The 19,685-nt window shown below is 63.5% G+C and carries 19 protein-coding genes; 15 read left to right on the forward strand and 4 right to left on the reverse strand.

Annotated features, from left to right (window positions below):
- The first annotated feature begins 1 nt into the window (after position 1).
- The 6 genes from NFI08_RS16055 (at position 2) to NFI08_RS16080 (ending at position 6,484) form a co-directional block, all read left to right on the forward strand.
- Positions 2-1,105 (forward strand): ABC transporter ATP-binding protein, encoded by a 1,104-nt coding sequence (locus NFI08_RS16055; RefSeq protein ID WP_124804855.1) that lies wholly within the window; start codon positions 2-4, stop codon positions 1,103-1,105.
- Positions 1,102-1,989: a carbohydrate ABC transporter permease gene (locus NFI08_RS16060; protein WP_349590609.1), complete on the forward strand. Its 888-nt coding sequence runs from the start codon at positions 1,102-1,104 to the stop codon at positions 1,987-1,989. Before NFI08_RS16055 ends, NFI08_RS16060 begins: the two co-directional genes overlap by 4 nt.
- Positions 1,982-2,875, forward strand: a complete 894-nt coding sequence (locus NFI08_RS16065) for a carbohydrate ABC transporter permease (protein ID WP_108133101.1) — start codon at positions 1,982-1,984, stop codon at positions 2,873-2,875. Before NFI08_RS16060 ends, NFI08_RS16065 begins: the two co-directional genes overlap by 8 nt.
- A gap of 11 nt (positions 2,876-2,886) precedes the next feature.
- A complete protein-coding gene (locus NFI08_RS16070) occupies positions 2,887-3,159 on the forward strand; it encodes a DUF2160 domain-containing protein (RefSeq protein WP_108133102.1) in 273 nt (90 codons plus the stop codon).
- Positions 3,160-3,225: 66 nt separating this feature from the next.
- On the forward strand, positions 3,226-4,965 hold the full coding sequence (locus tag NFI08_RS16075; protein WP_045994205.1) for an ABC transporter substrate-binding protein: 1,740 nt from the start codon (positions 3,226-3,228) through the stop codon (positions 4,963-4,965).
- Positions 4,966-5,230: 265 nt separating this feature from the next.
- On the forward strand, positions 5,231-6,484 hold the full coding sequence (locus tag NFI08_RS16080) for a uracil-xanthine permease family protein (RefSeq protein WP_124804852.1): 1,254 nt from the start codon (positions 5,231-5,233) through the stop codon (positions 6,482-6,484).
- Positions 6,485-6,795: 311 nt separating this feature from the next.
- Here the strand turns inward: NFI08_RS16080 and NFI08_RS16085 are convergent, their stop codons facing one another.
- Positions 6,796-7,377, reverse strand: coding sequence for a cupin domain-containing protein (locus NFI08_RS16085; protein WP_045994203.1), 582 nt, complete (start codon positions 7,375-7,377; stop codon positions 6,796-6,798).
- 175 nt (positions 7,378-7,552) lie between these two features.
- On the opposite strand from NFI08_RS16085, the gene mobA reads away from it, so the two are divergent.
- The 7 genes from mobA to NFI08_RS16120 all read left to right on the forward strand — a co-directional run bounded on the left by mobA (position 7,553) and on the right by NFI08_RS16120 (position 12,844).
- Entirely contained in the window at positions 7,553-8,164 is a 612-nt protein-coding gene (mobA, locus tag NFI08_RS16090) for a molybdenum cofactor guanylyltransferase MobA (protein WP_045994202.1), read from the forward strand.
- Positions 8,161-8,730 carry a molybdopterin-guanine dinucleotide biosynthesis protein B gene (gene mobB / locus NFI08_RS16095; protein ID WP_108448785.1) on the forward strand — a complete coding sequence of 190 codons (570 nt, stop codon included), beginning with the start codon at positions 8,161-8,163 and terminating at the stop codon, positions 8,728-8,730. The genes mobA and mobB overlap by 4 nt, the downstream gene beginning before the upstream one ends.
- On the forward strand, positions 8,727-9,977 hold the full coding sequence (gene moeA / locus NFI08_RS16100; protein ID WP_349590616.1) for a molybdopterin molybdotransferase MoeA: 1,251 nt from the start codon (positions 8,727-8,729) through the stop codon (positions 9,975-9,977). Before mobB ends, moeA begins: the two co-directional genes overlap by 4 nt.
- A 9-nt stretch (positions 9,978-9,986) precedes the next feature.
- Positions 9,987-10,805 carry a cyclic pyranopterin monophosphate synthase MoaC gene (gene moaC, locus NFI08_RS16105; protein ID WP_108448783.1) on the forward strand — a complete coding sequence of 273 codons (819 nt, stop codon included), beginning with the start codon at positions 9,987-9,989 and terminating at the stop codon, positions 10,803-10,805.
- A gap of 3 nt (positions 10,806-10,808) precedes the next feature.
- Positions 10,809-11,267: a molybdopterin synthase catalytic subunit MoaE gene (gene moaE, locus NFI08_RS16110; RefSeq protein WP_108448782.1), complete on the forward strand. Its 459-nt coding sequence runs from the start codon at positions 10,809-10,811 to the stop codon at positions 11,265-11,267.
- On the forward strand, positions 11,264-12,256 hold the full coding sequence (gene moaA / locus NFI08_RS16115; protein ID WP_108448781.1) for a GTP 3',8-cyclase MoaA: 993 nt from the start codon (positions 11,264-11,266) through the stop codon (positions 12,254-12,256). The genes moaE and moaA overlap by 4 nt, the downstream gene beginning before the upstream one ends.
- Before the next feature lie 303 nt (positions 12,257-12,559).
- Complete coding sequence (locus tag NFI08_RS16120; RefSeq protein ID WP_045994196.1) at positions 12,560-12,844, forward strand: H-NS family histone-like protein; 285 nt, start codon at positions 12,560-12,562, stop codon at positions 12,842-12,844.
- 216 nt (positions 12,845-13,060) lie between these two features.
- Here NFI08_RS16120 and NFI08_RS16125 read toward each other — a convergent pair whose 3' ends face one another.
- Positions 13,061-14,647, reverse strand: coding sequence for a ribonuclease J (locus NFI08_RS16125; protein ID WP_349591294.1), 1,587 nt, complete (start codon positions 14,645-14,647; stop codon positions 13,061-13,063).
- Positions 14,648-14,936: 289 nt separating this feature from the next.
- On the opposite strand from NFI08_RS16125, the gene purU reads away from it, so the two are divergent.
- Both purU and NFI08_RS16135 read left to right on the forward strand, forming a co-directional pair.
- Positions 14,937-15,791, forward strand: a complete 855-nt coding sequence (gene purU, locus NFI08_RS16130; RefSeq protein WP_045994195.1) for a formyltetrahydrofolate deformylase — start codon at positions 14,937-14,939, stop codon at positions 15,789-15,791.
- 173 nt (positions 15,792-15,964) lie between these two features.
- Complete coding sequence (locus tag NFI08_RS16135) at positions 15,965-16,657, forward strand: energy-coupling factor ABC transporter permease (protein ID WP_045994194.1); 693 nt, start codon at positions 15,965-15,967, stop codon at positions 16,655-16,657.
- 25 nt (positions 16,658-16,682) lie between these two features.
- Here the strand turns inward: NFI08_RS16135 and nadB are convergent, their stop codons facing one another.
- Both nadB and NFI08_RS16145 read right to left on the reverse strand, forming a co-directional pair.
- Positions 16,683-18,254: an L-aspartate oxidase gene (gene nadB / locus NFI08_RS16140; protein WP_124804848.1), complete on the reverse strand. Its 1,572-nt coding sequence runs from the start codon at positions 18,252-18,254 to the stop codon at positions 16,683-16,685.
- Entirely contained in the window at positions 18,235-19,380 is a 1,146-nt protein-coding gene (locus NFI08_RS16145; RefSeq protein WP_045994192.1) for an FUSC family protein, read from the reverse strand. Before NFI08_RS16145 ends, nadB begins: the two co-directional genes overlap by 20 nt.
- Positions 19,381-19,685: the final 305 nt, after the last annotated feature.

Below are 19,685 nucleotides of genomic sequence, written 5' to 3' on the forward strand. Positions count from 1 at the left end.
CATGGCCGAGATTCGCCTTTCACAGTTGGCGCACAGCTATTCGGCGTCGCCTTCGAAGCGCAGCGACTACGCCATCGAACAGATGGAGCACGTGTGGGAGCAGGGTGGTGCCTATGCCCTGCTGGGGCCATCCGGCTGCGGCAAGTCGACCCTGCTCAATATCATCTCCGGGCTGCTGGTACCTTCCCAGGGCGAGGTGCGCTTCGACGGGGTCATGGTCAACGAGCTGCCGCCGGAAGAGCGCAACATCGCTCAGGTGTTTCAGTTCCCGGTGGTCTACGACACCATGACGGTCTACGACAACCTGGCCTTCCCGCTGCGCAACGTGAAGACCCCGGAGGAGCGGGTTCGCGAGAGGGTCGAGGAGGTCGCGGACATCCTCGACCTGACCGACCGCCTGGCCAGCAAGGCGCGCAACCTCAGTGCCGACGAGAAACAGAAGGTGTCCATGGGGCGTGGCCTGGTCCGTGATGATGTGGCGGCCATCCTGTTCGACGAGCCACTGACGGTGATCGACCCGCAGCTCAAGTGGAAGCTGCGGCGCAAGCTGAAGGAGATCCATCAGCGCTTCGCCATCACCATGATCTACGTGACCCACGATCAACTCGAAGCCTCGACCTTTGCCGACAAGATTGCGGTGATGTACGACGGTCGAATCGTCCAGTTCGGTACCCCGCGCGAGCTGTTCGAAAGCCCCGCCCACACCTTCGTCGGCTACTTCATCGGTAGTCCCGGCATGAACTTCTTCACGCCATGCATCGATGGCGACAACATCCTGATCGACGGCCAGCGCCTCGAACTGTCCGCCGCGATGCACCGCTCGCTGCTTGATGCTCGTGAACGCAGCGACAACCTCAAGCTGGGCATTCGTCCGGAATTCATCGAGCTTGCCGAGGACGGCACGAGCGGGACCCTCAGCGCCGTGGTGGACCACTGCCAGGATCTCGGGACCTACTCGATCTTGACGCTGGCGCTAGACCAGGCGCGCTTCAAGGTGCGCGTGGAGGAGGGCGGGCTCGCGCTTTCCGGGCGCGTGTCGGTGCGTTTCCCAGAAAGATGGCTGACTTTGTACGTAGATGAATCCCGGGTAGAGGTGGCGTCATGAACAAGGTCCCCAACAATCGCGCCTGGTGGCTGGTGCTGCCGATGCTGGCGCTGGTCGCCTTTTCCGCCATCGTGCCGCTGATGACGGTGGTCAACTACTCGGTGCAGGACGTCTTCGACGCCAATACCCGGTTCTTCACCGGCACCGAATGGTTCGTCAAGATGCTCAACGATCCGGCGCTGCAGGCGGCGCTGGCCCGGCAGTTTGCGTTTTCGCTGACCATCCTGGCGATTCAGGTGCCGCTGGGGGTGGGAATCGCTCTGTTGATGCCCAAGCGTGGGTGGCGGGCGTCGCTGGTGTTGATCCTGGTGACCTTGCCCTTGTTGATCCCGTGGAACGTGGTGGGCAGCATCTGGCAGATATTCACCCGTGGCGACATCGGTCTGATGGGCTGGAGCCTGCGCCAGATGGGCTATCCCTACAACATCACCTCGAGTCCGCTGGACGCCTGGGTAACCATCGTGCTGATGGATGTCTGGCACTGGACCTCGCTGATCGCACTGCTCTGCTACAGCGGTCTGCAGGCGATTCCCGAGGCCTACTATCAGGCGGCGCGCATCGATCGCGCTTCACGCTGGGCGGTGTTTCGCTATATCCAGCTACCCAAGCTCACCAACGTACTGGTGATCGGGGTGCTGCTGCGTTTCATGCACTCCTTCATGATCTACGCCGAACCCTTCGTGTTGACCGGCGGCGGGCCGGGAAGCGCGACCACCTTCCTCAGTCAATCGCTGGCGATCATGGCCACCGCCCAGTTCGATGTAGGGCCTTCGGCGGCCTTTTCGCTGATCTACTTCCTGATCATCCTGCTGGTCTGCTGGGTGTTCTATACCGCCATCATGAATCTGCAGAAGGACCGGCAGGGAGGGGCTCGCCATGACTGATTCCACGCCATCCAGTCCCGACCAGGTGCGAAAGCGCGCGGAAAAGGAGGCGGCCCGCCGCCGTCGACAGGGCCGTTCGACAGGACGACGCTTTCGCCGTGGCTTCTTGATGCTGGCCTACATCGTGTTTGTACTGCTGCCGATCTACTGGCTGGTCAACATGTCGCTGCAGACCAATAGCGAGATCCTCGGCGAGCTGACCCTATGGCCGCAATCGCTGACCTTGGCCAACTACGCCAAGATATTCACCGACCCGAGCTGGTACATGGGTTACGTCAACTCGATCACCTATGTGTTGATGAACATGGCGATCAGCATGAGCGTGGCGCTGCCGGCGGCCTATGCCTTCAGTCGCTACCGTTTCATCGGTGACAAGCACCTGTTCTTCTGGCTGTTGACCAACATGATGGCGCCACCGGCGGTGTTCCTGCTGCCGTACTTTCAGCTCTACTACACGGTGGGCCTGTTCGATACCCACATCGCCGTGGCGCTGGCCCACTGTCTGTTCAATATTCCGCTGGCGGTATGGATCCTCGAAGGCTTCATGTCCAGCGTGCCCAAGGAGATCGACGAGACCGCCTTTATTGATGGTTACAGCTTCCCGCGCTTCTTCGTCCAGGTGTTCATTCCGATGATTCGCTCCGGCATCGGCGTGACGCTGTTCTTCCTGTTCATGTTCTCCTGGGTCGAGCTGTTGCTGGCACGCACTCTGACCTCCACCGAGGCCCAGCCCATCGCCTCGGTGATGACGCGAACCTCGACCGCCTCGGGCATCGACTGGGGCACCCTGGCGGCGGCCGGGGTACTGACCATCGTGCCAGGCATCGTGGTGGTGTTCTTCGTGCGCCATCACATCGCCAAGGGCTTTGCCCTGGGCCGGACCTGAGGAGCACCGACATGGACTGGATGGTATGGACCCTGCCCACGGCGATCTTCTTTGGTGTCATTGCGCTGTTGCTGGTGGTCATGACGACCTGGGAGCTGGTATCGCCGACGCGGGAACGGCGCGGTTTTCTGCCGATCAGCACCACCCGGGGGGACCGTTTCTTCATCGGCATGCTGTCGGCGGCCTACATCCATCTGGCGGTCGTGGGCTTCACCAGCCTGAGTCTGTGGCTGGCGCTGGGCGTATCGGTGGTGTGGATGCTGGTCCTGCTGCGATGGGGCTAGCGGGGGCCAGGCTCCCTTCGACGACAACGATCGACCTGACGGTCGACGACAACAATAGAGGTGACCATGAACGCTAGACTCAAGCTGACCAGACTAGGTGCTGTGGGGCTATTGCTGCTCAGCGGCGGCGCCCTGGCCCAGGACGATCGAACGGCGGTGATCGAGCGCTTGGCCGACGAGGTGTTCAAGGACTCGACCCTGAGCCGCGAGGAACGCATCGCTGAACTGGAATGGTTTGCCAAGGCTGCCGAGCCGTTTGAAGGCATGGAGATCAACACCGTCGCCGAGGGCCTGACCACCCACACCTGGGAGCGTGACGTGCTGGCGCCGGCCTTTACCGAGCTGACCGGTATCGAGGTAACCCACAACATCATCGGCGAAGGTGATGTGGTGCAGAACATGCAGACCCAGATGCAGTCGGGGCGCAATATCTATGACGCCTACGTCAACGACTCGGACGCCATCGGTACCCACATTCGCTACGGCTCGACCATCAACCTGAGCGAGGCCATGGCCAACGAGTGGAAGGACCTGACGCTGCCGACCCTCGATCTGGACGACTTTATCGGCATTCAGTACACCACCGGGCCCGACGGTAGCATCTACCAGCTGCCCGACCAGCAGTTCGCCAACCTCTACTGGTTCCGCTATGACTGGTTCCAGCGCGATGATCTGAAGGCACAGTTCAAGGACATCTACGGCTATGATCTGGGTGTGCCCACCAACTGGACCGCCTATCAGGACATCGCCGAGTTCTTCAGCGAGCACGTCGGCGAGATCGACGGTCAGAAGGTCTACGGCCACATGGACTACGGCCGTCGGGATCCGTCGCTGGGGTGGCGCTTCCATGACTCCTGGCTGTCCATGGCCGGCATGGGCAGTCCCGGGGTGCCGTTCGGCAACCCGGTAGACGACTGGGGCATTCGGGTCGATGAAGAGAGCCACCCGGTGGGGGCCAGCGTCAGCCGTGGCGGCGCCACCAATTCACCGGCCTCGGTGTTCGCCGTCACCAAGATGGTGGAGTGGCTTCGAGACTATGCGCCGCCCGAAGCCCAGGGCATGACCTTCGGCGAGGCCGGGCCGGTGCCGGCCCAGGGCAACGTGGCCCAGCAGATGTTCTGGTACACCGCCTTTACCGCCGACATGGTCAGTCCCGATGTGGCGGTGACCGACGATGAGGGCAATCCCAAGTGGCGCATGGCGCCGTCTCCCACCGGCCCGTACTGGGAAGAGGGGATGAAAGTCGGCTATCAGGACGTGGGGGCCTGGACCTTCTTCGATTCGACGCCGGAGGATCGGCGCAGCGCAGCCTGGCTGTTTGCCCAGTTCACCGTGTCCAAGACCGTCTCGCTGGAGAAGCTGATGGCGGGGCTGACGCCGATCCGCCGGTCCGACATCTTCTCCGACCAGATGACCGAGATGGCGCCGAAGCTGGGTGGCCTGGTGGAATTCTACCGCAGTCCCAACGAGTCCAACTGGACGCCTACCGGCACCAACGTGCCTGACTATCCGCGCATGGCGCCGCTGTGGTGGCAGAATCTGGCCCCTGCGGTCAATGGCGACATCTCGGCCCAGGAGGCGCTGGATAATCTGGCCGGTGACCTCGACAACATCATGGCGCGTCTGGCGCGGGCCAAGGTGTTTGCCACCTACGCGCCGGTGCTCAATGAACCCAAGGATCCCGAAGAATGGTTGAGCCAGCCCGGCGCGCCCAAGGCCAAGCTGGACAACGAGATGCCCCAGGGCACCACAGTGCCCTACGAGCAGATGATGGAGGAATGGATGTCGGCCGGTACCCGTGAGTAGGACGGGGACTTGTGCGCAGGTGACGGCGCTTCGCAGGTCGCCTTTCGTGCATGGCCCCTGATGTGCAGGACGCCGGGCCCTCGCTGGAGACAGCGGGGGCCCGGTGCCTTGTGGGCAATACATGGCGCCGGGTGGATAGCACAGTCTGGATGAGAGGAGCGTCTGCCAAGCGTTGGCGGTGGCGTCGAAAGACGCGCAAAATTTTGCCGAAACGTTGCGCGTGCGTTGGTACCATAGCCGGCGTTTGTCCACCGCGGAGCCCTCCATGTCAGACCCCTCGTCCTCTTCCTCGCCCGTCGAAGCAACGACGGATTCCTTGCCTCGGCTGGTGCTGGTCGGTGCCCAGATGCTGTTCGTGGCGTTCGGCGCCCTGGTGCTGGTGCCATTGCTGACCGGCCTCGATCCCAACGTCGCCATGTTCACCGCCGGTATCGGCACCCTGGTGTTCCATCTGACCACGCGTCTGACGGTTCCGGTGTTTCTGGCGTCGTCCTTTGCCTTTATTGCCCCTATTCAGGGCTCCATCGCCCACTTTGGTGTCTCCGCCACCCTGGGCGGGCTGATCGCTGCCGGTTTCGTCTACGTGGCGATCTCCCAGGCGGTTCGGCTGAAGGGGACGGGGTGGCTGCATCGGCTGCTGCCGCCGGTGGTGGTAGGACCGGTGATCATGGTCATCGGTCTTGCCCTGGCACCAGTCGCGGTGAGCATGGCCACCGGCGAGAACAGCGAGACCATCGGTTACACCCAGGCCATGGTGCTGTCCATGTCGAGCCTGCTGGTGACGCTGATCCTGGCGGTCTTCGGGCGCGGTCTGTTGCGCCTGGTGCCGATCATGGGGGGGATCGTCACCGGCTATCTGATGGCATTGCTGATGGGGGTGGTCGACTTCAGCCCGGTACGTGAGGCGGCCTGGCTGGCGTTGCCATCCTTCACCGCGCCGAGCTTTCACTGGGCGGCGGTCCTGTTCATGATCCCCGTCGCCATCGCGCCGGCGGTGGAGCATATCGGTGATATGGTGGCGATCGGCTCGGTGACCCGACGCAACTACCTGGAGAAACCAGGCCTTCACCGCACCCTGTTGGGCGACGGCCTGGCGACCATTTCGGCGGCGCTGTTCGGTGGGCCGCCCAACACCACTTACTCGGAGGTCACCGGGGCGGTCACCCTGACCCGCGCCTTCAATCCGATGTTCATGGTGTCCGCCGCACTGGTAGCCATCACCTTGGCCTTCGTCGCCAAGCTGGGGGCAGTATTGCAGACCATTCCTACCCCGGTGATGGGCGGGATCATGACCCTGCTGTTCGGCTCCATCGCGGTGGTCGGCATGAATACCCTGGTGCGCGCCGGCAAACCCCTGACCGCCCCGCGCAACCTGGTGGTGGTCTCGCTGATCCTGGTGTTCGGCATCGGTGGTATGCAGTTCGGCGATGGCCAGTTCGCCCTGCAGGGGGTCAGCCTCGCCGCCTTGATCGGCATCGCCCTCAACCTGGTGTTGCCCCGGGCCAGCGAGGACGAATGAACCCTGCTATTACCATGGCCCGGCGCGACAGCCGGGCCATCGGCTGTTGGCGACAGGGCACTGACGATCCTGCCCTGTCGTCGTCTTTGATCAATGATGTAGCTGATCTCCACCATCGGAGACGGTGGGGGAAATCAGTGATGTAGTTGCTCTCCACCATCGGAAAAGGTGGGGGGACAGGTGTTGGCGACAGGGCACTGACAATCATGCCCTGTCGAAGGCATTTCTCAATGGTGTAGTTGCTCTCCGCCATCGGAAAAGGTGGGGGGACAGGTGTTGGCGACAGGGCACTGACAATCGTTCCCTGAGCATCAGTGATGTAGTTGCTCTCCGCCATCGGAAAAGGTGGGGGGAGTGTTCGCACTGACAATCACGCATTCCTGATCCCCCAGGTTGCGAAACCGATGGGGCAGGCGTGAGTCGAAGTAGTAGGCGTCGCCGGGGCCGAGCAGACCTGTCTCGCCGTTGACGGTGATCTCGATCTCGCCGGCGATGATGACGCCGCCTTCCTCGCCGTCGTGTTCAAGCATCTCTTCGCCGGTATCGGCTCCGGGCGGATAGCGCTCGTGGAGCACCGACATGCGTCGGTCCGGGCGTCTGGCCGCGACAAGCCGCCAGGACAGATGGCCATCGCCGATCTCGGTGAGCTCCGCGGCGCGATAGAAGGGGCTGGGGTGGTTCGGTTCGTCACCCGCGAAGAAGGCGCTGATCGATACCGGCAAAGCGTCAAGAATCTTCTTAAGCGAGCTGACCGATGGGCTCACATTGTTAAGCTCAATCAGCGAAATGGTGCTGTTGGTCACGCCGGCTCTTTTCGCCAGTTCGCGTTGAGAAAGCTGCTTTTCCTGTCGTAGTTGGCGCAATCTGGCGCCGACGTCGAAACTGTCTTCCATCCTGTTTCCCGTCTCGGCAAAGCCGATGTTGTGCATAATGATGGACACATGATACCCGCTAACGTCGCTGTCCGACATCCCTGGCGTCTACTGTCTACCCCGATACGCTCATGGCAGCCTGCGGGTGGCTAAGGCATCATGGAGGATGCTGTCGACGACCAATAAAAGAGGTGCAATGGTGGCGAGGCTGGACGCGAAGGAGATAAGCGGCGTGGTTCTGGCGGGAGGCCAGGGGCGACGCATGGGGGGAGTCGACAAGGGGCTGGTGCCGTTCGACGGCAAGCCGCTGGCGGCGCACGCCGTTGCCTGTCTGAAGCCCCATGTGGCTAGCGTGATGATCAATGCCAATCGCCATCTGGACGAGTACGCGGCTCTCGCCGATCGAGTGGTCGAGGATCACCAGGCGGGCTACCACGGACCCTTGATGGGCATCTACAGTGGTCTGGTCGCGTCCTCTACGCCCTGGGTGGTGGTGGTGCCCTGCGACAGCCCGGCGCTGCCCGCCGATCTGGTGCCCCGGCTGGTGGCTGGCTGGCGCGATGGGCTGGATATTGTCGTCGCCCATGACGGAGAGCGGCTGCACCCCGTGGTGGCGTTGCTGTCCCGTCACCTGCATGAGGATCTGGCGGCGGTGCTCGAGCAGGGCGAACGCAAGATCGACCGCTGGTACGATCGCCACCGCTGGGACCGGGTCGACGTCAGCGACTGCGCTGCCGCCTTCGCCAATCTCAACACCGAAGAGGAAAGACGACGGCTGGAGGCGTGTCGTCAGGAGCGTGACTCATGACGCAGGCGCTGAGCTTGCGCCCCGATCAGCCGCTGTTGGGCATCGCCGCCTGGAGCGGGACCGGCAAGACCACCCTGCTGGAACGTCTGGTACCGATGTTGAAGGGCGCCGGGCTCAAGGTGGCGGTGATCAAGCACGCCCACCACCGCTTCGAGGTAGACCAGCCTGGCAAGGACAGTCATCGCCTGCGTATGGCGGGGGCCGAACCTGTCCTGATCGCCTCCCGCGCCCGGCTGGCATTGATGATGGAGACGCCGGGGGGCGAAGAGGCCGATCTGGCAACCCTGCTGGCCATGGTCGCGCCGCTGGAACCGCAACTGGTGCTGGTCGAGGGCTTCAAGGACTGGCCTTTACCCAAGCTGGAGCTCCATCGGCCGGCGCTGGAAAAGCCGCTGATGGCGGAAGACGATCCATGGATTCAGGCCGTCGCCAGTGACGCCCCCCTGGCGACCAGGGGCGATGCGCTCGATCTCAATGATCATGACGCCATCGCCGCCTGGGTCCAGGCCTGGGTGAGGCGGTGGCCCGAATGGCTTGTCGCGCACCAGGGAGGAGAACCGTCATGACAACGCTTTCCTGTTTCGATCTTGGTGAGCGCATGCTCGGCGTCGTGGAGGCGCGCGATGCCCTGTTGACGCTGGTGGCTGGTCGCCTGGCGGCGGAAAAGGTGCCCCTGGCCAGGGCCCACGGCCGAGTGCTGGCCGAGGCGGTAGAAGCGCCCTTCGATGTGCCCGGGCATACCAACTCCGCGATGGATGGGGTGGCGCTCAACTGGTCGACCGAGGACCCCGGCGAGGTCTTTCTCCAGGTGGGAGAAGCCCTGGCGGGGCAGCCTTTTCAGGGTCGCCTGGGCGACGGTGAGTGTATTGCCATCACCACGGGGGCGCCCTTGCCGCCAGGGGCCGACACCGTGGTCATGCTCGAACAGCTCGAGCGAGATGGCGATCGTGTGAGGGTGACACGCGCCGACCGCGTCAAGCAGGGGCAGAACGTGCGCCAGGCGGGCGAGGATCTGCGTGCCGGCCAGGTGGCCATTGCAGCAGGCAGGCGCCTCGAAGCCGCCGCGCTTGGCCTGTTGGCGTCTCTCGGGCAGGCCGAGGTCCGGGTGCGGCGACGTCCTCGGGTAGCCGTGTTCTCCACCGGCGATGAGGTTACGGCACCCGGTGAGGCACGCGCCCAGGCGGCGATCTATGATGCCAACCGCTATTCTCTGATGGGGTTGTTGCAGGAGCATGGCGCCGAGGTAATCGATCTCGGCATCGTCGCCGATGACACCGACGCCCTGGTCGAACAGCTCGCTGACGCCGCCCGGACCGCGGATCTGGTGGTCTCCAGTGGCGGAGTGTCGGTGGGGCAGGCGGACCACACCCGGGAAGCGGTGGAGCGCCTTGGCAGGTTGACCCTGTGGCGGATCGCCATGCGGCCAGGCCGGCCCATGGCATGTGGGGTGATTGGCCCCGACGAGACACCCTTGCTGGGACTGCCGGGTAACCCGGTGGCCTGCATGGTGACCTGTCTGGTGTTTGTGGTGCCGATGCTGGCGGCTCTGGAAGGGCGCTCACCCACTCAGCCACGCTGGAAGGCCGTGGCCGGTAGCGCCTTTCGCAGCAGGGTCGGACGTACGGACTACAGTCGCGGTGTCTTTCACTGTGATGCGGACGGGACCTTGCGGGTGGTCAATACAGGCAATCAGGGTTCCGGTATTCTGTCGTCCATGGTCTCGGCCAATTGCCTGGTCGAGATTCCCGAGGATACGGACTCGGCGTCCATCGATGATATCGTGATGGTACTCCCTCTCTTTCGATTTTCCTGAGGCTTGAACATGACGCTTTCCCATCTCAACGCACGCGGCGAAGCCAACATGGTCGATGTCGGCGACAAGGCAGCGACCCGACGGGAGGCGACGGCGACCGGAAGCATCTCCATGGCGCCGGAGACTCTGGCGCTGTTGAGCGATGGCAAGTTGCCCAAGGGCGACGTGCTGGCGACCGCCAGGATTGCCGGTATTCAGGCCGCGAAACGCACCCACGAGCTGATCCCGCTTTGCCACCAGCTGGCGTTGTCCAAGGTCAGCGTCGACTTCGAGATCGACGCCGAATCCAGCTGTGTCAGGGTGTCCGCCACCTGCCGTCTGACCGGACGGACCGGGGTCGAGATGGAAGCCCTGACGGCCGTATCGGTGGCCTGTCTCACCCTTTACGACATGTGCAAGGCGGTGGACAAGGAGATGGAGATCGGCGAAATCCACGTGGATGCCAAGCAGGGTGGCAAGTCCGGTGACTATCTGCGTCGGAGCGCGACCGCGACCGCTGCGACGGCAACGCCGATCGTGACCAGCCCCGAGAACAGCCCGGCGTTGACCCTGGGGCTTGCGTCCGCCGCGGAGCAGTGTGTCAGGGTTAAGTGCCTGGCTGAACTGCGCGAAAGGCTTGGCGTCGGTGAAGCATCGGTGCCACTGGACAGGTTGCCCAGTGCCGATGTTGCCGGTCTCAAGCAGGCACTGAAGACCCTGGATGATCGCTTCAAGGGGCTGGATGAAGGGCGTGTGCTGTGCGCCGTCAATCAGGTGATGGCGAGTGACGGTACCCGTCTGACCTGTGAGGACGAGGTGGCCTTCTTCCCGCCGGTGACAGGAGGCTGATCGATGATACGCGTGCAGCATGAGACCTTCGATGCGGGCCATGAACAGCGCCGGATGCTTGAGCATCGCACCGACATCGGAGCGATGGTCAGCTTCACCGGACTGGTCAGGGACTTCAATGAACGCCCGGACGTCACGGCGCTGACGCTTGAGCATTATCCCGGCATGACCGAAGCGTCGCTGGCCGAGATCGAAGCTGAGGCGCGACAGCGCTGGCCGCTCGATGAGGTAACCCTGATCCACCGGATCGGTCGTCTGGAGCCCGGTGATCCCATCGTACTGGTGGTGGTGGCCAGCGCCCATCGGCGTGCCGCCTTCGAAGCCTGCGAATTCTTGATGGACCATCTGAAGACCCGGGCGCCATTCTGGAAGAAGGAGCACACCGAAAGCGGCGATTACTGGGTATCTGAACGTCGTCAGGATCATGATGACGCCAAGCGTTGGGAGGTCGCTTCGCAATGACACAACAGTTGATCGATAGTTTCGGTCGCCGGGTGACCTACGTCCGATTGTCTGTCACCGACCGCTGCGACTTTCGCTGCGTCTACTGCATGAGCGAGGAGATGACCTTCCTGCCACGTGCCCAGGTGCTGACGCTGGAGGAAATCGCCCAGGTGGCGCAAGCCTTCACCGAGCTCGGCGTGGAAAAGATTCGTTTGACCGGGGGGGAGCCGCTGGTCCGTCGCAATATCGAGCAACTGGTGTCCAGTATAGGGGCCTTGCCGGGGCTTCGGGACTTTGCCATGACCACCAACGGGGCGGGCCTGAGGCGGCATGCCGAGGCGCTGCGCCAGGGCGGCATGAAGCGTCTCAACATCAGTCTGGATTCGCTGGATCCCGAGCGCTTTCGACGGCTGACGCGTACCGGTGATCTCGACAAGGTGCTGGACGGCATCAGCGCCGCTCGGCAGGCCGGCTTTGAGCGCATCAAGCTCAATGCGGTGGTGCTCAAGGGGCGCAACGAAGACGAGGTGCTGGATCTTGTCGAGTTCTCCAGGGCAGAGGGGCTGGATATCAGCTTTATCGAGGAGATGCCGCTGGGCGATGTGTCCGACCATTCCCGTGCCGAGACCTATTGTTCAAGTGACGAGGTGCGCGAAAGGATCGAGCAGCGCTACCCCCTGATGGCCACGACGGAAGCCACCGCAGGGCCTTCTCGCTACTACCGTATGGAGGATAGCGAGACTCGGGTCGGATTCATCTCGCCCCATAGCCATAACTTCTGTGCTTCCTGCAATCGTGTTCGGGTCACGGTGGAGGGACGCCTGCTGCTGTGCCTTGGCAACGAGCATTCGGTGGATCTCAGGGCGGTATTGAGGCGCTACCCCGGTGACATGGAGAAGCTCAAGGCCGCCATCGTGGAGGCGATGCCGCTAAAGCCTGAGCGGCACCATTTCACCACCGATGGGGATGTTCAGGTGGTTCGCTTCATGAACATGACCGGTGGCTGACAGCGCTTTCGCCAAGTGACCGTTTGTTTCCTTACCTGCGCGGGCGCCTTGGGCGCCCGCTCTTTGTATCCTGGCCGCTGTCTTTTTTCCTCGAGGTGTCAGCGTTTCAACCAATATTGACCGGTCAAGGGGTGACTGGGCTCGTCCAATGAGCTCGCTGTTGACGTATAAAGACCGCCAATATTTCGGTAATTGACAAGGAAAAATCTCCAGCATTTCTTGCCAAGAGTGGCCGGTTGCATATACTTTTCTTCAAGTGAATTGCGGCGTGCGCCGCTTGGTGTCAAAGCTATGGAGTGAGCTATGTCCAGCGAATCATTGGAACGCATTGCGAGAAACAAGAACGTGGCACGGGCAGCGGCTCGTCAACTGAGCATGGAACAGCTGCAAAAACTGGCGGAAGTGGTCGAGGAGGTCATCGATCAGAAGCGCGACGAGGAGCGCCAGCGCCAGGAAGAAGAGATGCAGAAGGCCCAGAAGCTGGCGGAGATCCGTGAGCAGATCACCGAAGCCGGCCTGTCGCTGGATGATCTCGTATCGGAGCAGCCCAAGCGCAAGCGTGGACGTCCGCCCAAGAACGCCAAGTGATTCTGCTGGCGCAGGTGTGGTCACGCGAGTTCGGTTGACCTGACCTTGCACGGACGTGTCGCGTCGCCAGTGCAGCTTGGCCGCTGTGTCACCAAGGCGCGTGCATGACGCAAAGCGCGTGAATGGTGACGGCACGGCCACAAGTACGGCGAACGTCGAGCCGCGACCGGCCCTGGAAACGTCCAGGGCCGGTTGTTTTGTTTATAGGGGGGAGGCTCAGACGTCGCCGGCGATGCCTTCGATATCGCTCGCCATCAACTGGAGTTCGACCTGTGGCAGACGCTGCAAGTGTTCGCCCAGCCAGGCCTGAATACGAGGGTAGAGGCCACGACGGAGCGCCGACAGGGTATCGACGGCCAGGTCGTCGAGTTGTTCGTCGAGCCAGTCGATGAAATTGTCCTCGTCCAGGGGGCTGGTCTGGCTTGAGTCGATCATCAGCCGGCCAATTCTGGCCCAGCCGGTGTCGGTCGCCACCAGGCTGATGGCGAGGAAGAGTACGCCGTGGCGATTGCGCGCATGTGCCGGAGATTGACGCCGGTCGATGCCCCCGCGTTCGATGATGCACTGAGACAGAGGGAAGCTTTCCTCTCGGGTCAGGCCGCCCTGGTCGAAGCGGATCAGATCGCCGTTGCGAGGTGCCAGCGGAGCCTCGATGCCCAGGCGAGAGGCCAGTTCCTGATGCGCTGACTGATGGTTTTCCTCGCCATGGACCGGCAGTAGTCTGGTCGGCTGGAGCCAGCGATAGAAGCGTTCCAGTTCCTGCTGTGCGGGGTGCCCGGAGGCATGCAGTTCGGGGTGGCTGGCGTCATCGATGATGGTGACCTGAAAGCGCGCCAGGCCGCGCTTGAGCCGCTCGATAAGGTGCTCGTTGCCGGGAATGGCCTTGGCCGAGAAGATGACGGTGTCGCCAGTGGTCAGCTCGAAGTGAGGATGCCTTCCCTGGGCAAGGCGCGACAGCGCGGCGCGGGGTTCGCCCTGGCTCCCCGTGGCAATGACCAGCACTTCCTCGGGTGGTAGATAGCCCAGGTCGCTGACGGGCACCAGCGCAGGAAAGTCGTCGAGATAGCCCAGTTGCCTGGCATGGCCCACCATGCGCTCCATGGAGCGCCCGAGCAGGCTGACCCGGCGTCCGCAACGAGCAGCGGCGCGGCCGATGGCCAGGACCCGTGCCAGATTGCTGGCGAAGCAGGAAACGACAACGCGGCCCTGGCAGCGGGAGATGGTAGACACCATGGCCCTTGCGACCTCGCCTTCACTTCGTGAATGGCCGGCCACGTTGGCATTGGTGGAATCACCCACCACCAGATCGACCGGCGCGAGGGCGCGAAACAGATCTTCGTTCACCGGTTGGCCGATCAGCGGCTCTGGGTCCAGTTTCCAGTCGCCGGTATGCAGGATGCGCGAGTTGCCTGCCTGAATGAGCAGGGCGCAGCTTTCCGGGATGGAATGGGTCTGCGGCAGGAAACGAAGGGAAAACCCTGCGATGTCCCTGGCGTCCCCGGGTTCGATGACGTCTATCGCGTCGGTGGGAAGTCCCCGTTCGCTGAACTTGACGCGCAACATGGCGGCGACCAGAGGGGTCGCCAGAATAGGGCAGGCCCAGCGTGGCCATAGCCAGGCGGCGGCACCGATATGATCTTCGTGGCCATGGGTAATGAGCAGCGCCTGCGGACGGATGCCGCGGGTATCCAGTATCGAGGTGTCCGGCACCTGGAGCGGCTCACCTGGAAGGTCCTGGCGAATAAGCATGCCACAGTCGACGGCAATCCAGGCGTCCTGATAGCCGTACAGGCTTAGATTCATGCCGATCTCGCCACAGCCTCCCAGGGGCAGAAAATGCACCGGTGGGCGGCGTCGTGGTCGAATCTGGGCTCGCGGAATCGGCATCATGCTCGGCATCGTGGACGGTGTTCATTTCACTATACGGGATCGACCGCGCACGACTCAACGCGAGAGGTCAAAGGACCCGTGCAGCGGTCGTTCGCCATCTCACTTTTCGCTACAATGCATGCCCCGAATGGGCGTGCTCATCGCCCCTCCCCATGGTGGTGCAAGGTTGGTCACCGAGAGTTGGTCCAAGGATACAGGTGTTATGTCCCATTTCTATCGTCTGGTCGTGTCGTGTCCCGATCGACTGGGTATTGTCGCCAGGGTGTCGAACTTCATTGCTGGCCACGGTGGTTCCATCACCGAGGCCAATCAGCACTCGGACCTGGCCTCTGGTCGCTTCTTCATGCGCTACGAAATCCTGGCCGACTCCATCGGCATGTCGAAGGAAGCCCTGTGCGAGGCCTTTGCGCCGGTAGCGCGTGAATTCGAGATGGACTGGGCGCTGCGCGACACTCGTCAGAAGCGGCGCGTCGTGCTGATGGTTTCCAGGGAATCTCATTGCCTGGTGGATCTGTTGTATCGATGGACCGCTGGAGAGCTCGATTGCGAGATCGCGGCGGTGATTTCGAACCATGACGACATGCGCAAGATGGTCGAGTGGCACGGTATTCCCTACCATCATGTGCCGGTTTCGGCAGACGACAAGAGTGCCGCCTTCGCCGAGGTCGAGCGTCTGGTCGAGGCGTCCGAGGCCGACAGTATCGTGCTGGCGCGCTATATGCAGATTCTTCCGCCTGATCTGTGCGAGCGCTACAGTGGGCGAGTCATCAACATCCACCATAGCTTCCTGCCATCCTTTGCCGGGGCCAAGCCTTATCACCAGGCTTACCAGCGCGGCGTCAAGCTGATTGGTGCGACCTGCCACTACGTCACCGAGGAACTCGACGCCGGGCCGATCATCGAGCAGGATATTCACAGGGTCAGTCACTGTCATACGCCGGATGACCTGGTGCGTTTCGGGCGCGATGTAGAAAAGACCGTGCTGGCACGGGGGCTGCGTTGGCACCTCGAGGATCGGGTGCTGATCCACGACAACAAGACCGTCGTCTTTGCCTGAGCCAGTATCAAGGGCGCCGGCCCTTCTTTCGACGCCCGGCGCCTGGGCGGGAGTGGGGGAGCGCGGGAATGGGTGATCGAGGGAGTGTCGAAAGCCTGGTCCGGTCACTCGCCCAGGCATGCCTACCGAGCCGGAATCGCCCGCACAGGTAGGCAGCAGGAAGAGGAGGGGTCATGTCCTTTGCTCAGGTGATCCTTGCCCCCTGGCTGATCTGGGTTTGCGCGGGGGTGGCGTTGTCGGCCCTGGTGCTTGCCCTTTTCCAGCGTCCCTGGCGCGCCCTCTTTCAAGATACTGGCCTGCAGCATCGCTGGCTGGCGGCAACGCTGATGGTGGCGATGCTGTGGCAACTAAGGGCCCAGGCGGTCGATTGGCTCAGTCTGCACCTGCTGTTCACCACTCTGATGACGCTGGTCTTTCGAGGCCCCCTGGCGCTCTTGAGCTGTCTGCTGGTCAATCTGTCACTGGTGCTGACCGGGCGCGTCGCCTGGCCACTGCTGGGCGTCAATCTGGTGGTCACCGGCCTGGTACCGATGCTGGTGACGGTGCTGATATGGCGCCTGGTTGATCGACGGCTGCCATCTCATCCCATGGTTTTCCTGTTTATCGGCGGGTTCTGGTGCGCGGCGTTGTCGGCACTGGCTTCGGGGCTCGCGGTGCTGGGTTTGACGCGGCTCGGCGCCAGTGACCCGTCAGCGTTATTCCAGGCCAGTGAGTACGCGCGTTTCCTGCCGCTGCTGATGCCGTCGGAGGCCTTTATCAGCGGCATGCTGCTGAGCATTCTGATGTTCTACCACCCACACTGGGTCGCCACCTTCAATGACAGCCGTTACCTGGACGACGATGGTCGCGGTGGCCGGGGCCCGTGAGCTGAGCAGGGCCGGCGACCTTGCCTCAGGCCGGTTTGATCTGGCGTGACGGTTGCGGTGTCGGGTCCGCGTGGCGGGCGCAGTCCGGATTGTAGTGCAGCCCCCGGGATTCTCGCCTTGTGCAGGCGCTGGCGACCGTCAGACTGGCTAGAGTGAGCGCCTGGCGACAGGCGTGCAGCTCGACACTCGCGGCGCCGCCCCGAGTCAGGTCATGAAACTCCGATTCCAGTTGCTCGAGGGTAGTGCGTGCCTCGGCCAGCCCTTCGTCCTGGCGCACGATGGCGACCCTCGCGCTCATGATCTGGCGGACGCGCTGGCGCAACGAGGCGAGTCTCTCGCTGGAAACCTGTCGATCTCCAGTTGTTGCGCTCGGCCGTGGTGTCAAGGTGCGTCCCGGCGCCGGCTCACTCAGGTGGCGAGCGGCGGATCTGGCGTAGACCAGGCACTCGAGCAAGGAGTTGCTGGCCATGCGATTGGCGCCGTGCAGTCCGGTGCAGGCGACTTCGCCGATGGCGTAGAGCCCCGCCACGCGCGTGGCTCCCCGATGGTCGGTGGCGACGCCGCCGCAGCTATAGTGGGCCGCCGGCACCACCGGGATGGCCTGGGTGGTGATATCCAGGCCACGTGTGAGGCAGTGAGCGTGGATGGTGGGGAAGTGGTGACGTATGGCGGCGTCGCCGAGGTGACGGATGTCCAGCAGCACATGGTCGCTCGAGGTGCGCTGCATCTCGGCGTCGATGGCGCGGGCGACCACGTCTCGCGGGGCCAGTTCAGCGCGCTCATCGATGGCGGGCATGAACCGCTCGCCACGCACGTTCAGCAGCAGGCCGCCTTCGCCTCTTACCGCCTCGCTGACCAGAAAGGGCGGTCCCTGTGGATCGAACAGGCAGGTGGGGTGGAACTGCTGGAACTCCAGGTTCATCAGTTCGGCGCCGATCTCCCAGGCCATGACCATGCCCTCGCCACTGGCCGGGGCGGGGCTGGTGGTATGCAGGTAGAGCCCGCTGGCGCCGCCGGTAGCCAGGACGGTGTCCTGGGCGACAAGGTCGTGAGGACGCTGGTGGGCGTCCAGGCAGCGGGCACCGCAGCAGGCACCCAGGTCATCGGTGAGCAGTTCGACCGCGATCAGGTCGTCGCGCAGCGTGATCTGCGGATGGGCGCGCACCCGGGCCAGCAGGGTGTCGGTCACGGCCCGGCCGGTGGCGTCGTCGGCGTGGATGATTCGGCGAGCGTTGTGGCCACCTTCCCGCGTGAGGTGGTAGGGGTAGCCGCTGGCCGCCTCGGGATCCGGCGTGAAGGGCACGCCAAGGCTCAACAGCCAGGCGATGGCGTCGGGGCCGTTTTCCACGGTGAAGCGCACCGCCGCTTCATCGCACAGCCCGTCCCCGGCAATCAGGGTATCCTGGATGTGGGCCTCGATGTCGTCCTGAGGCGACAGCACCGCGGCAATACCACCCTGGGCCCAGCGACTGGCACCTTGCGCCTCGACACCGGGGCGCAGCAGGGTGACCGGCCGGCGATCGGCGATCTCCAGGGCCATCGCCAGACCGGCGACGCCGCCACCGATGATAAGGACGTCAAGAGGGGCGTTTGCCATGCGTGGTTCCTTCCTTGCGGTCGAAAGAGGGGGCTCGGTGGAGCCCGTGTCGGGGGGCGCGGCGGCGCAGGCGCCTGCTGGGTAGTCGCTCGAGTCCGCCCAGGCGGCGGGCGGTTGCTTCGGTCAGGCGGGCCAGTTCCCGGTTCAGCCAGAGATAACCGCTGGGGCTGAATAGCATTCTGCCATCCTCGGCGCGTGCCGTGGAGGCGAGGTCGGCGAAATCGTCCAGCGCGAAGGGGGTGACCTCGAGGGTGACCGGGCGTCCGGTGCGCACCTCGAAGGCGAGGGTGCCGAGATCCCGCGCCAGGGCGTGCTGCTGATCGCGCAGTCCTGCCATGGCATCGATCTGTTCGTGACCGGCGCGCGTAGTCCAGTGGGTCTCGAGCAATAGCTCCAGGGTGGACAGCATGCGTCGCTGGTAGGAGATCAGCTCGTCGACCTCGCCGCGGGTCAGGCGACCTTCGCGGTGGACCGCGTCGGTCAGTCCGCGCTGCTTGACCAGCAATTGGCTGGCGGCCTTGAACAGTGCCTGGGTATCGATGCCCGGTGCCGATGTGGCGCTGGTGTGGGTGTGATACAGCCGCGCCATGCGATCCAGACAGTCGGCCAGCAGGAAGCGCAGCATGTCGGTGGCCTTGTGGGGCAGGAAGACCAGGGTGGCGCCGATGCCGACCAGGGTGCCGAGCAGTACGTCGGCGCTTCGCCAGAGTGCCACGCTGAGCTGTTGCGAGCCGTCGCCGATCACCAGCAGCAGGCTGATGGCGAACATCAGTCCGCTGTAGGCCTGGCGACCGCCGAAGACCACCCAGGTGGCGATGGCGATGCCGATCAGTGCGCCGAGTTGTACCCCCCAGCCTGGCAGCGGGAGGATGATCAGCGCCAGGCCGAGGGCGGCGCCGATCAGGGTGCCGGCCAGGCGCTGGCGCCCCTTGTCCAGTACGCCCCCGATATGGGGAAGGTTGCCCATCACCATGACCGTGCTCACCAGCGCCCAGCCACTGTGCTGGAAGGGGAACGTCTGGACGATGGCAAAGGTCACGATCAGTGCCAGACTGACCCGGAGTACGTGGAAGAGGCGGCGATGGCGGTGATTGATGAAAGGGTCGCGCAGGCGTCCGAGCAGCATGGTTCAGCCTCTCTGTCGGCCTGGGGCCGGCTCTCGAGCCGGTTGAGGGTGGGCGGTGGGAGGCGCCGTCATACGCTGTCCGAGATCGTCGGGCAGGGGATCTCGGGGTAGAGAAGCATTGTCGCTCAAGATGCTGAAGACCGTGCAGTGCTGATGAAAATGGGGGTGAAGTTTACCACGCAGGCTCGCGTGCCGTCCCGAGCCAAATGATGTCTCGAGGGACGGTGTCCAGGTGGCTGACAACGGAAAGGGGCCCCGTCCCTGGGGCCCCTTTCATCATGGTGAGTCATTGTGGTGAGTCATGG

It is taken from the genome of Halomonas sp. EF61 (assembly GCF_040147045.1).
GTDB lineage: Bacteria > Pseudomonadota > Gammaproteobacteria > Pseudomonadales > Halomonadaceae > Halomonas > Halomonas litopenaei.

Excerpts from the sequence above, each read along its gene's own strand:
- NFI08_RS16065 (WP_108133101.1), top strand. The coding sequence starts at position 1,982 with ATGACTGATTCCACGCCATCCAGTCCCGACCAGGTGCGAAAGCGCGCG.
- purU (WP_045994195.1), top strand. The coding sequence starts at position 14,937 with ATGTCCCATTTCTATCGTCTGGTCGTGTCGTGTCCCGATCGACTGGGT.
- NFI08_RS16145 (WP_045994192.1), bottom strand. The coding sequence starts at position 19,380 with ATGCTGCTCGGACGCCTGCGCGACCCTTTCATCAATCACCGCCATCGC.
- mobB (WP_108448785.1), top strand. The coding sequence starts at position 8,161 with ATGACGCAGGCGCTGAGCTTGCGCCCCGATCAGCCGCTGTTGGGCATC.
- moeA (WP_349590616.1), top strand. The coding sequence starts at position 8,727 with ATGACAACGCTTTCCTGTTTCGATCTTGGTGAGCGCATGCTCGGCGTC.
- NFI08_RS16060 (WP_349590609.1), top strand. The coding sequence starts at position 1,102 with ATGAACAAGGTCCCCAACAATCGCGCCTGGTGGCTGGTGCTGCCGATG.
- moaC (WP_108448783.1), top strand. The coding sequence starts at position 9,987 with ATGACGCTTTCCCATCTCAACGCACGCGGCGAAGCCAACATGGTCGAT.
- NFI08_RS16120 (WP_045994196.1), top strand. The coding sequence starts at position 12,560 with ATGTCCAGCGAATCATTGGAACGCATTGCGAGAAACAAGAACGTGGCA.
- NFI08_RS16075 (WP_045994205.1), top strand. The coding sequence starts at position 3,226 with ATGAACGCTAGACTCAAGCTGACCAGACTAGGTGCTGTGGGGCTATTG.
- mobA (WP_045994202.1), top strand. The coding sequence starts at position 7,553 with ATGGTGGCGAGGCTGGACGCGAAGGAGATAAGCGGCGTGGTTCTGGCG.
- moaE (WP_108448782.1), top strand. The coding sequence starts at position 10,809 with ATGATACGCGTGCAGCATGAGACCTTCGATGCGGGCCATGAACAGCGC.
- NFI08_RS16055 (WP_124804855.1), top strand. The coding sequence starts at position 2 with ATGGCCGAGATTCGCCTTTCACAGTTGGCGCACAGCTATTCGGCGTCG.
- NFI08_RS16080 (WP_124804852.1), top strand. The coding sequence starts at position 5,231 with ATGTCAGACCCCTCGTCCTCTTCCTCGCCCGTCGAAGCAACGACGGAT.
- NFI08_RS16125 (WP_349591294.1), bottom strand. The coding sequence starts at position 14,647 with ATGAATCTAAGCCTGTACGGCTATCAGGACGCCTGGATTGCCGTCGAC.
- NFI08_RS16070 (WP_108133102.1), top strand. The coding sequence starts at position 2,887 with ATGGACTGGATGGTATGGACCCTGCCCACGGCGATCTTCTTTGGTGTC.
- nadB (WP_124804848.1), bottom strand. The coding sequence starts at position 18,254 with ATGGCAAACGCCCCTCTTGACGTCCTTATCATCGGTGGCGGCGTCGCC.
- NFI08_RS16085 (WP_045994203.1), bottom strand. The coding sequence starts at position 7,377 with ATGGAAGACAGTTTCGACGTCGGCGCCAGATTGCGCCAACTACGACAG.
- NFI08_RS16135 (WP_045994194.1), top strand. The coding sequence starts at position 15,965 with ATGTCCTTTGCTCAGGTGATCCTTGCCCCCTGGCTGATCTGGGTTTGC.
- moaA (WP_108448781.1), top strand. The coding sequence starts at position 11,264 with ATGACACAACAGTTGATCGATAGTTTCGGTCGCCGGGTGACCTACGTC.